Annotated in this window: 10 protein-coding genes; 2 read left to right on the plus strand and 8 right to left on the minus strand. The window is 52.5% G+C overall.

Annotated features, from left to right (window positions below):
- Window positions 1-25 precede the first annotated feature (25 nt).
- The gene (locus EQG79_RS11075; protein ID WP_077922860.1) at window positions 26-1,600 is read right to left on the minus strand and encodes a sensor histidine kinase; all 1,575 of its coding nucleotides are present in this window, start codon (window positions 1,598-1,600) and stop codon (window positions 26-28) included.
- A 180-nt stretch (window positions 1,601-1,780) separates the two neighbouring features.
- Between EQG79_RS11075 and EQG79_RS11080 the strand changes: the two genes are divergently transcribed.
- Window positions 1,781-2,737: an isopenicillin N synthase family dioxygenase gene (locus tag EQG79_RS11080; RefSeq protein ID WP_129601496.1), complete on the plus strand. Its 957-nt coding sequence runs from the start codon at window positions 1,781-1,783 to the stop codon at window positions 2,735-2,737.
- A gap of 94 nt (window positions 2,738-2,831) precedes the next feature.
- Window positions 2,832-4,034, plus strand: coding sequence for a chromate efflux transporter (chrA, locus tag EQG79_RS11085; RefSeq protein WP_077922862.1), 1,203 nt, complete (start codon window positions 2,832-2,834; stop codon window positions 4,032-4,034).
- Window positions 4,035-4,049: 15 nt separating this feature from the next.
- Here chrA and EQG79_RS11090 read toward each other — a convergent pair whose 3' ends face one another.
- The 7 genes from EQG79_RS11090 to EQG79_RS11120 all read right to left on the minus strand — a co-directional run bounded on the left by EQG79_RS11090 (window position 4,050) and on the right by EQG79_RS11120 (window position 14,535).
- The gene (locus EQG79_RS11090) at window positions 4,050-7,538 is read right to left on the minus strand and encodes a putative Ig domain-containing protein (protein WP_129601497.1); all 3,489 of its coding nucleotides are present in this window, start codon (window positions 7,536-7,538) and stop codon (window positions 4,050-4,052) included.
- A 733-nt stretch (window positions 7,539-8,271) separates the two neighbouring features.
- Window positions 8,272-9,627: an AAA family ATPase gene (locus tag EQG79_RS11095; protein ID WP_129601498.1), complete on the minus strand. Its 1,356-nt coding sequence runs from the start codon at window positions 9,625-9,627 to the stop codon at window positions 8,272-8,274.
- Window positions 9,628-9,731: 104 nt separating this feature from the next.
- Window positions 9,732-11,063 carry an ethanolamine permease gene (gene eat / locus EQG79_RS11100; RefSeq protein ID WP_129601499.1) on the minus strand — a complete coding sequence of 444 codons (1,332 nt, stop codon included), beginning with the start codon at window positions 11,061-11,063 and terminating at the stop codon, window positions 9,732-9,734.
- Between the two features lie 4 nt (window positions 11,064-11,067).
- On the minus strand, window positions 11,068-11,793 hold the full coding sequence (locus EQG79_RS11105) for a hypothetical protein (RefSeq protein WP_077923450.1): 726 nt from the start codon (window positions 11,791-11,793) through the stop codon (window positions 11,068-11,070).
- Between the two features lie 299 nt (window positions 11,794-12,092).
- Window positions 12,093-13,382, minus strand: coding sequence for an adenylosuccinate synthase (locus tag EQG79_RS11110; RefSeq protein WP_077923449.1), 1,290 nt, complete (start codon window positions 13,380-13,382; stop codon window positions 12,093-12,095).
- Window positions 13,383-13,457: 75 nt separating this feature from the next.
- The gene (locus EQG79_RS11115) at window positions 13,458-13,940 is read right to left on the minus strand and encodes a DUF3291 domain-containing protein (RefSeq protein ID WP_129601500.1); all 483 of its coding nucleotides are present in this window, start codon (window positions 13,938-13,940) and stop codon (window positions 13,458-13,460) included.
- A 49-nt stretch (window positions 13,941-13,989) separates the two neighbouring features.
- Window positions 13,990-14,535, minus strand: coding sequence for a Fur family transcriptional regulator (locus tag EQG79_RS11120; protein ID WP_129601501.1), 546 nt, complete (start codon window positions 14,533-14,535; stop codon window positions 13,990-13,992).
- Window positions 14,536-14,635: the final 100 nt, after the last annotated feature.

The raw sequence follows: 14,635 nt of genomic DNA on the forward strand, positions 1-14,635 counted from the left end.
TCTCGGCTTGCCAGGGATTTCATTTTCAGGGTATAATCTGTTCGGGTACGTGCATGGGCAGATAGACCTGAAACGTGGTTCCCTGATCAGGCTGGCTATCGACCACGATTGTTCCGCCGTGATTTTCAACGACGCGCTTGCAGGTGGCTAGCCCGATTCCGGACCCCGCGTACTGCTGCCGCCCGTGCAGCCGGTTGAATAAACCGAAGATCTTATCAAAGTTCTCGGGCGCTATGCCAATGCCGTTGTCCTGAACACTGATCTGGGCATATTCATTAGTCCGGTCGATGCCGATAAACTCAGGCACCTCTTTACCACGAACCAGCTGCCCGTTTATCTGAACGTCGGGACGCTGGTCAGGCCGGGTAAATTTGATGGCATTGGTCAGCAGATTCTGGAACAGCTGCCGTAGTTGGGTAGCATCGCCCGGAACCATAGGGAGCGTCAGATTACTTCTGATGCGGGCGTTTCGTTCTTGAATGATCACATCCAGATCAGCCAGAATATCGTTGAGAATGTCCTGGGTGCTGATCAGATCCTGCTTTTGCTGATGGGCAAGACCGGCCGGGGTTGTGATCCGGGCGTACGTAAGCAGATTTCGTATGAGCGCGTTCATCCGGTCGGCCGCCGACTGCATGCGGTGAACAATATCCTGGCCAGCTTCGTCGAGCTGACCCGCGTACTGATGACTCAACAAATCGCCGAACGACTTGATCTTACGAAGGGGCTCCTGCAGGTCGTGGCTGGCCACGTAGGCAAATTGCTCCAGACTACGGTTCGATTGCTGGAGATCGTTATTCATGCGTTGTAGGGTCTGCTGCTGCCGAAACGCTTCGCTTATATCCCGGTACACACAAATGACCATGACCACATCGCCCCGTTCGTTCCGAACCGGACCCACGTAACATTCGCACCGCCAGCCGCCCCAGTGGTCGTTGAATGTATGCTGCTCGCCGTCGAGGGCCGAACTGATGTATTGTTTCCAGTCTGGCTGATACTCAGGTAATATTGTATCGTAGATGCGTTTTCCCAGCACCTCGTCGGCGCTTCGGCTGACGTACAGACCTGGCAGTTCGCCGTTGGCAAAGAGTATTTTCTGAAAATAATTGACGACCACAACGCTCATGTCGGGCACCTTGGACGATATCGTTTTGAATAGAATCGACTCGCCGAGCAGGGCCTGCTGTGCATTTTTGAGAGCGGTAATGTCGGTAGAGGATACAACGGCAGACTGCCCATCGCCGAGAGGCTCAATACCCAGATCGAACCAGGCACCGGAGTGGGTAGGGTCGGGGCTGAAAAACAGCTCACGGTGCAGGGCCTGTCCCTGCTCCACGACTGTAGCAATATCAGTCGTGAACGTTTTGAGCTGGTTAGGAAAGGGAAATAGCTGGTCGAGGGTTTTTTCAAGCACCGCCTGACTGCTAACCCCGAAAAACTGTTCGGCCCGCCGATTGGCGAGTTTTACCCGAAACGTCTGAATACGGCCATTTATATCCCGAACGGCCGTGTAGACGGTAATTCCACTGGCTGACTGATTTAAGGCAGCCTGCCAGAGCGAAACCGGCACATCGGTCGAGCCGGTATCTTGTATGCTCATAACGCTGAAAACTTACACAGGCGAACAACATGAGTCCCCTTAATCTATAGTCAACAAGGCCCGGACTTGACTTGTTTAAAAGGTTTGGGTGTAATTGACTAATTCTATAGATTCATACAGGGGTGGCTGTGAGCCCTGCGGTATGCCAAAGTTTCTTAATTTTGTGGAAACAGTACATCTATGTCATCTCAAGAACTTTATGACGAAATCCCCTCGCTGGATTTAGCTGATTTCACATCGGGCGACCCCGTGCGGAAAGAGCAGTTTGTGCAGGATCTGGGCCGGGCTTTCAATCAGATAGGATTCGTTGCCATTAAGAATCACGGCCTTACCGACGACCTGACTCGTGCGTTATACGACTCAGCTCAAGCGTTTTTCTCGGCACCTGACGAACTCAAACAGAAATACGAACATCCCGAACTTCACGGGCAGCGCGGGTATATCGGTAAGGGTAAAGAAACCGCAAAAGGCTTTAAGGTAGCTGACCTTAAGGAGTTTTACCACATTGGTCAGCCCGAACCCGAAGACGGCATGCCTGCCAATGTGCTGCCTGCTGAATTTCCGGCGTTTGGCGAGGCTACCCTAACGGCGTATCGAACCCTGGAGAACGCTGGTAAACAGCTGTTGCGGGCCATTGCGCTGTATCTGAAACTGCCCGAAACCTATTTTGACGACAAAGTTAGAAATGGGGATAGCATCCTGCGAGCGCTCCATTACTTTCCGCTCGATCCGGATACAACCCCCGACGGCGCCGTTCGGGCGGCTGCGCATGGCGACATCAACCTGATTACGCTGTTGATGGGGGCTTCGGCCGATGGTCTGGAAGTGCTCCGGCGCGATGGTAAATGGATCGGTATTACGGCCCTGCCCGACCAGGTTATTGTCAATGTGGGCGATATGCTGGATCGACTGACCAATCACAAGCTTAAGTCGACCATTCACCAGGTGGTTAATCCCCCGCGGGAAAAAATGAACCAGTCCCGTTACTCGATACCATTCTTCATGCATCCGCGTGCCGAGATGGATCTGACCAGCCTCGAAAGCTGTATTGATGCTGAGCATCCCAAGCTGTACGTCGATATGACCGCCGGCGAGTTTCTGGATGAGCGACTTCGTGAACTGGGGTTGAAGAAATAAGAGATGTCGATCAGCCCGGGCGTCCGAAAGGTTATGGGCCCGGGCTGATCGAACGTAATAACTACTGCCTGCTGACCGCCACTGTCTACCCCTCATGACTGGCTACCTTCCCCAACTAAAGCCTGTCCGTAAGATTCGCTACATCATTTTTCTGAAAGATGTGGCTTTTCTGGCCTTAACAACCTTTGGCGGTCCACAGGTGCACCTGGCTATGTTTTACGATCGTTTCGTGAAGCTGCGTCGATATCTGACCGAAGATGAGTTGATGGAGCTGAATGCCCTCTGTCAGATACTGCCGGGACCTACTTCTACCCAGACCATAACGGCGCTGGGTTTTAAAATTGGCGGCCCCAATCTGGCTTATCTAACCCTTCTGATCTGGGTTTTGCCCGGGGTGTGTATCATGACAGCGGCTGGTATGGGCGTTTATTACCTCGAACAACATAACCTGTCGATGCATTTTGCCCGGTTCGTTCAACCCATGGCGGTGGGCTTTCTGATCGTGGCCGGCTATCGAATCGGGCAGAAGGTCATAAAAAACCAGGTTAGTCTGGCGCTGGCGCTTACGGCGGCTCTGGTGGCTTACGTATTTCGTTCACCCGTCATGACGCCCATCGTAATAGCCATCGGGGGGCTGACAACGGCGTTAACATACGAAAAGCAGGAACGGATGGAAAAACAGCCACTTCGCATAGAGTGGGCTAATTTTTTCTTGTGGCTGGGTGTATTTCTGGCTGCTGCGGGGCTGGGTGCTATTACGCAGTCACTGCCAGTTCGGTTGTTCGAGAACTTTTACCGGAACGGCAGCCTGGTGTTTGGAGGGGGTCAGGTGCTGACGCCCATGTTGTATAACGAGTTCGTCGCGTTCAAGCATTACCTGTCTCGGGAAGAGTTTTTGTCGGGCCTGGGGCTGGCGCAGGCTATACCCGGACCTGTCTTCGCGTTTGCTTCGTATATAGGGGCGTTATCGATGCGAGCCGATGGTCCGAACGCCCAGTTTTGGGGTAGTTTTGTTGCAACAGCCGGGATATTCCTCCCGGGTATGTTTCTGATCTTTTTCGTCTATCGGTTCTGGGATCAGCTAAAGCGCTACCGGGTCGTGCGGGCCTCACTCGACGGGATCAACGCGGCCAGTACGGGGTTAACGGCGGCTGCTGCCGTCGCCCTGTTTGAGCCGATGGCTCCTCACTGGCCTTCGGTCGTCATTGTGATAGGAACGATGATCGTGCTGCTTTACACCCGGCTGCCTCCCTTCGCGCTCATTGGGATTGGGTTGGTGGCAGGGCTGATACTTTGACGAGATAAGCTCCCGTTACTGACTAAAATAAACCAGCGCGTTTTGCCCCATTTGAAGGGTTATACCGGTTGCGAACGTTATTCTCAGCGCCGAAGCCGCGTAGTTATCGGGTAGGTTGACCGGGTGCTCAAGCCGTACGGCATCGGCACTGTTGGGAACCCGATTGCAGGACCATACCGAGGGGTCGTTCCAGCTACCGTTTTTCACGGTAACCATACTGCAAAAGCCTGCGTTAATCACCACCCGAACCGAAGCCGACAAGCTGCGCGGATCCGTAGCTTTTACAGTAACGGAATAGCTGCCCGCCTGGGTGGGCGTTCCGGTTAATACCCGGGTTGTGTTTGTAAACGTCAGCCAGTTTGGTACGTCACTGGCGCTATAGGAAAGGAGTTGCCCATCCGGGTCTGTAAAGGCGGGTACAGTATAACTAAATGGATAGCCTAGTTCTGCCGTCTGAGCGTTTACTGCCGGTGGTACCGGTGGCTGATTAACAAAGGCTCTGATGCCCACTATAACCGTAGAGAACAAACTCAACGGATCGGTAGCCCGGATGGAGACGCTGTGAAAGCCGGCCTGGGTAGGGGTACCGTAGAGCTGGCGGGTCGAGGTGTTGAAATTGAGCCAGCCAGGTAATCCGGAAGCGCTATAGGTCAGTAGCTTTCCCTCGGGATCGGTGAAGGCGGGTACGGTATAGCTGAAAAACTGGGTTGTCTCTGCGGGTTGGGTAGTAGAGGCAGGGGCTACGGGCGCCTGATTTGGACCGGCAACGATAACTACCGGCACCGAAGTGGTCAAACTCCCCGGATCTGTAGCACTGACGGTAATCGTGTGACTGGCAGACTGGGTAGGTGTTCCCGTCAGAATACGGCTTGTGCTGTTGAAACTCAGCCAGGCAGGTAAACCACTGGCTGTATAGGCCAGGGTTTGACTTTCAGGGTCAGTAAATGCTGGTATGGCATACGAATATACCTGACCGGTAGCTGCAGCAGGTGGTTGTATGGTAGAGGCAACCGGCGGCAGGTTAGGTATTGAACTGACCTCTACGCCCCCGTTCCAGGTATTTCCTACCCGTGTGTAAACCCTGAAATAGTACTGAACTAACGGGTTCAGATTCGTGATGGTTACGTTTGTACCGATCCCTCTGTAAACAACCTTACCGCCTTCGATCGGGGTGCCGTTTCCTGTAAAACTGGTGTTGGCAGTATAGGCAGTGCCAGTAGGTCTATCCGTGAATCCAATCTCGGCCCGGGCCGCTACAAGCACTTCATCAAAGGTAGCGGTAGGGTTAACCCAGTTGACCCGCACCGCATTCAGCTCGGGCACGGCGGAGACATTGGTGACCAGCGAGCTGGCCGAATTGCAATCTGGGTAGAGTGTAACGGACTGGGTCGCTTTGAGGCCGCCATTATCGGTAACCGTAACTGAAATCAGGTAATAATAGGTTTCGTTGGGACTACAGCCAACCGGAGAAATATAGATAGTCGGGCTGGCACTAGTTAATACGGGTTCTGGGTGAGTGTGATTGTTGTGTTCAAGCGAGACACGCCACTCGTACGACATATTGCTCGGGTCGGTGTCAGTCACACTGGCCTGCAACTGGTAGGGGGTTTCCTGATTCATGGGATACAGGGTACCGGCTACTGGATTTATAATCTCGACCGTCGGGGGCGTGTTATTGACCGAGACCGTAATCTGCTTGGGGGTTGAAACCTGATTCTGGTTGTCTTTTACGGTCAGCGTTACGGTATAGGCCCGCACGTTGGGATCGGAGAACACATGTACCGGGTTGGCGGCCGTTGAGGTCGTACCATCGCCAAAATCCCATAAATAAGTGAGTGGCAAGCCTTCGGGGTCGATCGAGTTTGAGCCGGTAAACGAGACACTCAACGGTGAGGTGCCGTAAGGTGTAGTAGAGGAAGCATTGGCAACCGGTGGCTGGTTACCGCCATAGCTAATCCTTGAAATGACTCCCTGCACCCGAACGTAAAAAAGAGATCCGTCGCGGGGGTTCATCTTCAAATCGACAATGCCAACGTCAAAATTGTTGGCGGCAAAGTTTTTTACTTCGTGTACGACATGGTCGCCCTCGTCGTGCATCTCGAGGCTCTTGATCCAGTTCTGCCCATGATCGGCAAAGAAGTAGGTATTGCGGTATGGCTCAGGAAACTGAGTACCGGTATAATATAGACCACCGATAATGCAGTTGCCGTAAAACGATGTTCCTGCGGGAGCTCCCGTAGTGCCAATAAGACGGGTTATAGGCGTAGTGCCGCTAAAGGCGGGTACCCTCGTCTGAGCCGTGCTGTGGCTGTAGTCGAGCGCCGGTCGCGAATGGGTAAAACGGCGCAGCGTTGGATCGGGGTTGTCGACAAAAGAGGTAGGCGGCACGCAAAGGCTTTCAAAGGTTGGTTGTCCCGGTTCGTCCAGATTAAGGACGTTGGTTCCATAATAGGATATAGTGCGATCAAGGCCTTCGTAGAGGGGCCAGCCGCAGTTCAGACCAGCTTTATCGACAACGTGGAAATCTTCAATTTTGTACCAGCAGACATCGCCAATCAGCAGGGTGCCGGGGTTACCTTCGGCGGGGTCAATGCTACCGGTATTTGGTTTGAGGCTCATTCGGTACGGGTTTCGAAGGCCGAGGGTCCAGACGCGTGATTGGGGAGAACGTGGATTCGCGGCATCATAAAATGGGTTGCTCGGTACGCCGTTTCCCGTTGCAGGGTCTAACCGAAGTACTTTACCACATAGCGAATTGACCAGTTGAGACCGGAGCGCACCGACATTTTCGTTGGCTCTCATCATCCCATAATTAAGTGAAGCCTGAAAGTAGGTCTCTGATCGACTACCCACGTCAACCCCTTCATGATGAGCACCATCGCCAGTTGAGACCAACAGGGTGCCATCTTTTCCGAACAGAATAGTACCGCCCGCGTGCGACTCGTATGTAACCGGAATACCGGTGGTTTTCGATTCACCAAGGAGTACGGTCCGGCTGGCGTAGTTAGTGGTCAGCAGGCCAGCTGTATTTTGTAGTTGATAGCGGGTTACCCGGCTGATTGTGGCGTTGTGGTATTGATTGCTGGAGCTACTGTATTGCGGGGTGCCGTAATATAATACGTGATGAAGATCAACGGTGTAGAATAGGTAGACCAGGCCGTTGGTCTCAAAATTAGGGTCAAAACAAAGGCTATGCAGGCCAAAGTCGTTCCATTCGCCAACTTCTTCGCTGATGTCTAAAACAGGCGTGCTCTGCCGTACATAAGACGATCCATTCCAGGTTGAGACCCAGACCCGGCCGCTTTTCTCCCAAACGTAAAACCGGTTGCCGTCATTGGAAAATAGTATACCAACTGACCCTGTATAGTTGTCCTGAACAATACTTTTAGAAAATCCGGAAGGTAATTGGGCAAATAGTGTATAATCAGTACAGGAAAAAAGGGTTAATAAATACAGAGCTAACCTGATCAGGCGGGTGTAGGGAGCAGTATGAATAGTACGCATAGGAAAAGGATATGGACATGCGTCAGAAGTAGCCTACAGGTTCTGTATGATAGATTGTTATTTTTATATAAAAACCTGAAGAAAAGACGGCAGTGAATCCTATACGATTCATGCTGACAAAAGTCACACTAGTAGATGGATAATGAATAGTATATGATGTCTAATGGATTGATTTTTAGGTGATAATTTTTAAAATAGTAATTCGTCATAACAGAAAACAGATAAAAATATATACTTAAAATATGGGAGTTAATACTCCTATATATATAATATTGCAATTGAAAGGGCGGAGGGAGGAATGAAGCAAATATTGTTCTAAAATTTTCGTGCACTATTCTGGATTTTATAACTGAAAAAACTAGTAATTGATTGAATTTTCGGTGAATTAAAAGAGAAATATTATGAATGTTATCGTTTCATTTTTATGAATTTCTAAAGTGACAGTAAAGGCGAGGTATCATTCTGAATTATGAATTAATATATTGGAACGTGCTATTTAGTGCGTGGTTTATTTTCTAATACAATTGACGATTTATGGCCAAGCGATGTGTAAAAAAAATGAATCTACTAGGCGTTTTTTGGGAATTTTATTTAGAAATTCTTCATGTGAGTTTTGGCCAAACTGCCGGCCTCACTTCGACGTTTCTGCATGAAAAAGCCTTAGTCGGCCCGGCACGATATGTACCTAGACTGACTAAGGCGATAGGGCTGGCGAACCGTCCGAAAGGATGGGCTACAAACCTTCGGAAGGAAGGGTCTCGGCTGGCTGGTACGATTTGGGAAGCGATGCTTTTCCGTTCGTGCCGTTTGCGTGTTCGGCCGGATGGCTCCCGTTTACCCGATTGCGCACAACCAGTCGGTCTTTACGCAGCTGACGTTGTTCATCGTCGTTGAGTACGGTTCGGATAGCTTCGCCCTGGCCGTAACCATCGTTGAAATTACTGATGCGGCTGTCCGTCTGGGCCAATTTTAGCTCAGAGAGCAGCTCAGTAAGTTCGGTGGTCAGCGCGCGTCGTTGGTCGCGTAGCTCGTTCAGATCGGCGAGCAGGTCAAGATTATGCTGCAACACATTTTGCCGACTGTTCTGCTCGGCCAGTTGGGCCTCCAGCGGGCTGAGTTCTTTCTCTACCCGTTTTAGTCGACGCCGAAGCTTGCCCAGTTTGATATCAGCCTGCAACCAGCGGAACCAGAAGGCCGACAGTACCGGTAGGGCGATACCGAGACATACCGCGCCAGCCAGCGCAAACAAAATACCGCTGAGTACAAACGATAGCAAGGCCCATGGACTATTGACAAGAGCCAGGTTCAACTCACTCGACTCAGATAGTTGCTTTTCTATTTTAGCCAGTGTGGCCGCATCAAGAGTCTGTGTGGCGGCTGTGGGGTCGCTGCTTAGCTGAAGCTGTCGAATCGATTTATTGATGGCTGATTTGAGCTGATCAGTCCGATAAGCTTCGTACCTGAACCAGCCCAGTACGGCCAGTGTCAGCACGGCAAACAAAGCCAGCGCAATCTTGAATCGTTCATATTTACGCTGATTTTGCTCGGGATTCTCCTGGTAGGGCTTCTCGATCAGTCGATCATAAGCAGGTTTGAGCAGAATCGACACCATGGCCAGACCAATAGCAAACGCCCAGGCTTCGTTGGGGTTTCTGATGTTGAGCGCATAAGCAACGATTTCGTGCGAGATGATCAGGTCGCCCGCCAGGAATGAAATGCCAGCTACCAGAAACAGTAGCCCGGCCAGCAGTGAGTAATCGGGCGTGTTTTTGACCCGTCGTTCGCGTAAGGCATCGCGCTCGGCTTCTATAGCCTCCCGATTTGATTCGTGTTGTCTGACCTGTCTGGACAGGCGCTCGACCTGTACGGTATGGTTCTGCAACTCAGCATAGGCCGCGCGGTTATCTTCGGTAGTCTGGGCGATATGTCGATCCAGATTGACAAGTTCGTTTCGTTTCTCATTTATTCGGTCCGTCAGCCAGTTGGTATTTACCTGACTGGACAGGTAGCCTTCGTAATTCGTTCGTTCGACCCCCTCTAGACCGCTGGCATAGCCGTGCTGAAAGTCAGGATGATTGGTTGGTTCCATGCGTTCTGGGTTCACATTTTCTGTCCGGTTATTCATTACCGGTTAAGGGTGCGTTTATAGAAAACGCCCTCAAATACGTGAATAGTGCCCCATCGAAGCAAATGTTAGTCGGAAATAGGTGTCGAAACCGGGGGGTTATTTCGGAAATAGAGCCAGCGGAACAAGCTGTACCCTACCAGCAGCAGCCCTACAAACAACAGGCTCAATCCGGGATTATACCAGAAAATAGCCAGCAGGCAAACCACCGACAGCAGGAGAGCTATTAAGGGAACAGCGGGGTAAAACGGCGTACGAAATGGGCGCTCCAGGCCCGGCTCTGAACGTCTCAACCTGAACAGACTGAGCAGGCTGACCAGGTACATAACCAGCGCACCGATTACTGACAGGGTGATGATTTCACCGGTTGTGCCCGAAAATAAAGCGGCCAATCCAATCAGGCCACCACCAATCAACGACCAGTGCGGGGTTCGGAAACGACCATTGACCGTTGCCAGAAACCGGGGCAGGTAGCCAGCCCGCGCCAGGGCAAATAGTTGCCTCGAGTAGCCCAGCGTATTGGCATGAAACGAAGCGATCAACCCAAACAGGCCCAGTCCGGCAAAAACCTTGGCCCAGGAATTCTGTCGGCCCAGCACCATGGCCAGGGTTTCGGGCAACGGATAATCGATCTGACTGAGCTGCCGCCAGTCACCCACCCCAGCGCACAAAATCATGGTCCCGAGCGCGAGCAGGACCAGGGTGCCGATACTGAGCAGATAACCGCGCGGAATGGTACGGACAGGGTCTTTCACTTCTTCGGCAACCATGGCCACCCCCTCGATGGCGAGATAGAACCAGATAGCAAACGGCAGGGCCGCAAACACCCCGCCAATGCCAAAGCCGTCGTTGTGAGCCAGCAGGTTCTCCGTTTTGTAAGCGGGGGCCACCAGTGCCATAAATACCAGCAACTCGACCACTGACAGCACTGTCACGATAACGGAAAAGTTGGCCGACTCCCGCACGCCCAGGATATTCACACCAATAAAGACCACATAGGAAGCTACGGCCACCCCCAGAACGGGCAATGCCGGATTGAGAAAATGGGCATAGGCGCCCAGGGCAGCCGCAATGGCGGGTGGCGCCATCAGAAAATCGACCAGGGTAGCAAAACCCGCCACAAAGCCTCCTGTGGGGCCAAACGCCCGGAAAGCGTAGGCGAAGGGACCACCCGCATCCGGAATGGCCGCTGTCAGTTCGGTATAGCTGAAGATAAATGTCAGATACAGTACGGTTACGATCAGCGTAGCAATCAGGAAGCCTACCGTGCCTGCCACGGCCCAGCCGTAGTTCCAGCCAAAATACTCGCCCGAGATCACCATGCCAACGGCAATCGCCCAGAGCTGGGTGGTCGATAGGACTCGGCGAAGGGAGGCCGGTGGCGCAGCGGGTTCAGGCATAGCGTTACCGTTGTATGAAAATGTGTTGGAGGGCTGCCCACAACCGCTTTTTCAGTTGCTGATCGGCTTCGATAGTTGGCAGCGAATCAGCCATCAAAAACGTGATGCCGAAGAAACGAACAGGCTGGTACCGGTCCATGGCAATATCGAGGTGAATTCGGCTGAAGGGTACGCCAAACGTTATAAAATGATGGATCTTCTTGCCGTGAACCAGCTCCGCGAAGTCTATATCTCGTACCCCGTGTAGGTTGAGCAGGTCAACCCCATCGATGTTCAGGTTAACCGCTTTCAGTATTTTCTCCAGAAACAGCAGGTTGCTGGGGTCCAGCTCTTCGTCGGCCAGCAGAAGCACTTTATGATTGATGGGCGACATGCGAGCCTGGTTTTGAGCGGGGGGGTGAACAGACGGAACAGTAGGGCGGGGTGCCTGAGGAGGCAGCGGCTCGGGAGTTATTAGTAACGGCACCGACGGTGTATCGACTGGCAGGGGCGACACGATCAGGTTGGCCGAATCGACCAGGATGGCTTCGTGCTCCGGGGCAGGCGCGTGGGCCGCCAGTTCATCCAGGGCGCTGATCAGATCAATCGTTGGGGTAAGGGCCGGGGCGGGTTCAGGAACCGGAATGTCTGCCAGAACGCTCGCCAGCGGTCCGGGACTCCAGCGTTCGTTCGGTATTCGGAAGAGCTGATCGGACTGATAGAGGGTCTGGTAAAGGGCTTTCGCTGACATAAGGAAACAAAACAGGACCTGCTTACTACCAAAAGTACGTAAAAAAGCCGAGCGAGCCCCGGGCGCCGGCGTCAACAGCTATTGCCTTTTCAAGGGCGTATGAGAATTCAGGGTGACAATCAAACGCCTGACACGGGGTAAACAAACGGGATACCAATTCGAAAAACGATAGGCTGCACCGAACTGGCAGTCCAGAAAACTAAAGTGCCCGGCTGCAGCTGGCTTTGACGCTGCAACCGGGCACTTTTAGAGAAACGTATTATCACGGAACCGATCAGGCTCCCAGTTGATGGATCGACTTACAGGACTCCCGCCGTCTGCCGATGAATGATGGCTTCGCGGTCGGGGCTCGTAGATATGAAGCTGATCGGCAGGCCCAGCGACTCTTCCAGATAATGGACATAGTTAGCCAGGGCTTCCGGCATGTCATCGAAGGAGTGAATATCGGTCAGGTCGGTTTGCCAGCCTTTAAACGATTTGTAGATGGGCTTCAGCTCAACATCGGTCATATCGTAAGGCAGGTGTTCAGTGACGGTACCGTCTGGCATCTGGTAGTGCGTACACACCAAAATTTCGCTGAAAATATTCAACACGTCGACCTTCATCATCACCAGCTGCGTTACACCGTTGATCATGATGGCATACTTGAGCGCCGGTAGGTCGAGCCAGCCGCACCGACGCGGCCGACCGGTTGTGGCGCCGAATTCACGACCTTCCTGGCGAATCTGCTCACCGGTGGCGTCCGACAGTTCGGTAGGAAAGGGGCCACTGCCGACCCGGGTGCAGTAGGCTTTAAAAATGCCATATACCTCCCCAATACGCCCGGGTGCTACCCCCAGACCCGTGCAGGCGCCTGCTGTCATGGTGTTGGAGGAGGTAACGAACGGATAGGAACCAAAATCGATGTCGAGCAGGGAGCCCTGAGCGCCTTCGGCCAGCACCTTCCGGCCGGATTGCAGAGCTTCGTTTACGGCGTATTCGCTGTCGGTGAGCTGAAACTGCTTCATGAAGTCAACAGCCGCAAAGAATTCCTCTTCGGACTGGGGTAATACGGAAGCAAAGTCAAAGTTGTTCTGCTCCAGAATCACTTTATGAATAGCGACCAGACGGCTGTATTTATCGGCGAAGTTAGGAGACAGGATGTCGCCAACCCGTAGACCCTGACGGGCTACTTTATCCTGATAAGTAGGACCAATGCCGCGCAGGGTCGACCCTATTTTCGATTCTCCCTTTGCCTGTTCATAGGCTGCATCGAGCAGGCGGTGGGTAGGTAGAATGATCGATGCCTTCTTCGAGATCTGCAGGTTTTGGGTGAGGGGCAGGTTGAATTTGGCCAGCCCGTCAATTTCACGTTTGAAAACGATCGGGTCCAGTACAACGCCATTGCCGATGATGTTCAGAATGTCGTTGCGAAAAATTCCGGAAGGAATCTGGTGCAATACGTGCTTGAAACCGTCGAACTCTAACGTATGTCCGGCATTGGGACCACCCTGAAACCGGGCTACAACCTGATACTGTGGAGCCAGTACGTCCACAATTTTACCTTTTCCTTCGTCGCCCCACTGGAGGCCTAATAAAACATCTACCATTACACCTGAAATAAAATTAACGCGTTTATATCGTTCGTTATCGCTGTGAAACCGTGCTGCATAGTGGAGCGACGGTTATGAGAAGGTACGACCTGATGACTCGTCCAAGGGAGCCAGATCGGTTGCTGGCCATGTGTTTCGGAATGTGAACGCCCTGGGGCTGGGGCCAAAAGCGTTGAGGTGTTCCAGTCGGGCTCTCGCTTCCTCGATCGTAGGCTGGTGGCCGGTCGGTACCCACCAGAGCACCGTCATCGACTCTTTAGGTTTCTCGAACCATTTGCCTCGGTTTTTCATGACGGCCGTATGCATACTTCGGAAAACAAAAGCCTGCAGGTGCTCCAGGGATTGCCATACCGACATGTTGACGATAATGCGATCGTCGTCAAACGGGCGGAGGCTGGTGGCATCGTTTCCTTCACCAGTAAGTCGCCAGATAAACCCCTCACTCTGCTCGGCCAGCGCATTGATGGTTGCCAGTTGTGCCACAAAATCGGCCATGATCGGGTGTTCGATCGTTGGCGCCAGCATACGGGATATATTTAACTGGGCGAGATGCATTTGGCTTAAACGAACATGGCTTCTCTAATCAAACGGTTGTGCTTATGCCTTACTGCCTGCTGCTGACCGATACCTCTTCATCCGCGCGTTCCATACCGGCCGCTTCGATCCCAGCCGCATCTTTATTGGACTCATGCCGGTTTTCGCAGGGATCGCGCTGGCATGAGCCGTAAAAAATCAGCGAGTGGTGCATGACGTTGAATTTCAGCATGTCGCCGACCATGTTCTGAATATTCTGCACGCGGGGGTCGCAGAACTCCATCACCTTGTGGCAGTCGGTGCAGATAAGGTGGTCGTGCTGGCGGTAGCCATACGACTTTTCGTACTGAGCCAGGTTACGGCCAAACTGGTGTTTGGTAACCAGGTCGCAGTCGACCAGAACATCCAGGGTGTTGTATACGGTTGCCCGGCTGACCTGGTATTTTTTGTTCTTCATCGAGATATACAGCTCGTCGACATCGAAGTGGTCCTGACGGTTGTAGATCTCTTCGAGTATGGCAAATCGTTCCGGGGTTTTACGGAGGCCTTTCCGTTCAAGGTAGGCCGTAAAAATCATCCGGGCGGATTCTAAGTTAGATTGAGTCGGCGCAGTCATGTCTGTTCCGGTTGGTTGAAAGTGCAAAGGTAAGTAAGGTTTACGGGATTCGGTTTACGGAAGTTGTCGCAGGATATGATCTGCCCGACTGCCGCACCCC

The sequence above is a fragment of the Spirosoma sordidisoli genome, from assembly GCF_004138325.1.
Lineage (GTDB): Bacteria > Bacteroidota > Bacteroidia > Cytophagales > Spirosomataceae > Spirosoma > Spirosoma sordidisoli.

Bases quoted from the DNA above. Each gene is read 5' to 3' on its own strand.
- EQG79_RS11095 (WP_129601498.1), bottom strand. From the start codon at position 9,627: ATGGAACCAACCAATCATCCTGACTTTCAGCACGGCTATGCCAGCGGT.
- EQG79_RS11075 (WP_077922860.1), bottom strand. From the start codon at position 1,600: ATGAGCATACAAGATACCGGCTCGACCGATGTGCCGGTTTCGCTCTGG.
- EQG79_RS11080 (WP_129601496.1), top strand. From the start codon at position 1,781: ATGTCATCTCAAGAACTTTATGACGAAATCCCCTCGCTGGATTTAGCT.
- EQG79_RS11090 (WP_129601497.1), bottom strand. From the start codon at position 7,538: ATGCGTACTATTCATACTGCTCCCTACACCCGCCTGATCAGGTTAGCT.
- EQG79_RS11110 (WP_077923449.1), bottom strand. From the start codon at position 13,382: ATGGTAGATGTTTTATTAGGCCTCCAGTGGGGCGACGAAGGAAAAGGT.
- EQG79_RS11120 (WP_129601501.1), bottom strand. From the start codon at position 14,535: ATGACTGCGCCGACTCAATCTAACTTAGAATCCGCCCGGATGATTTTT.
- EQG79_RS11105 (WP_077923450.1), bottom strand. From the start codon at position 11,793: ATGTCAGCGAAAGCCCTTTACCAGACCCTCTATCAGTCCGATCAGCTC.
- eat (WP_129601499.1), bottom strand. From the start codon at position 11,063: ATGCCTGAACCCGCTGCGCCACCGGCCTCCCTTCGCCGAGTCCTATCG.
- EQG79_RS11115 (WP_129601500.1), bottom strand. From the start codon at position 13,940: ATGCATCTCGCCCAGTTAAATATATCCCGTATGCTGGCGCCAACGATC.
- chrA (WP_077922862.1), top strand. From the start codon at position 2,832: ATGACTGGCTACCTTCCCCAACTAAAGCCTGTCCGTAAGATTCGCTAC.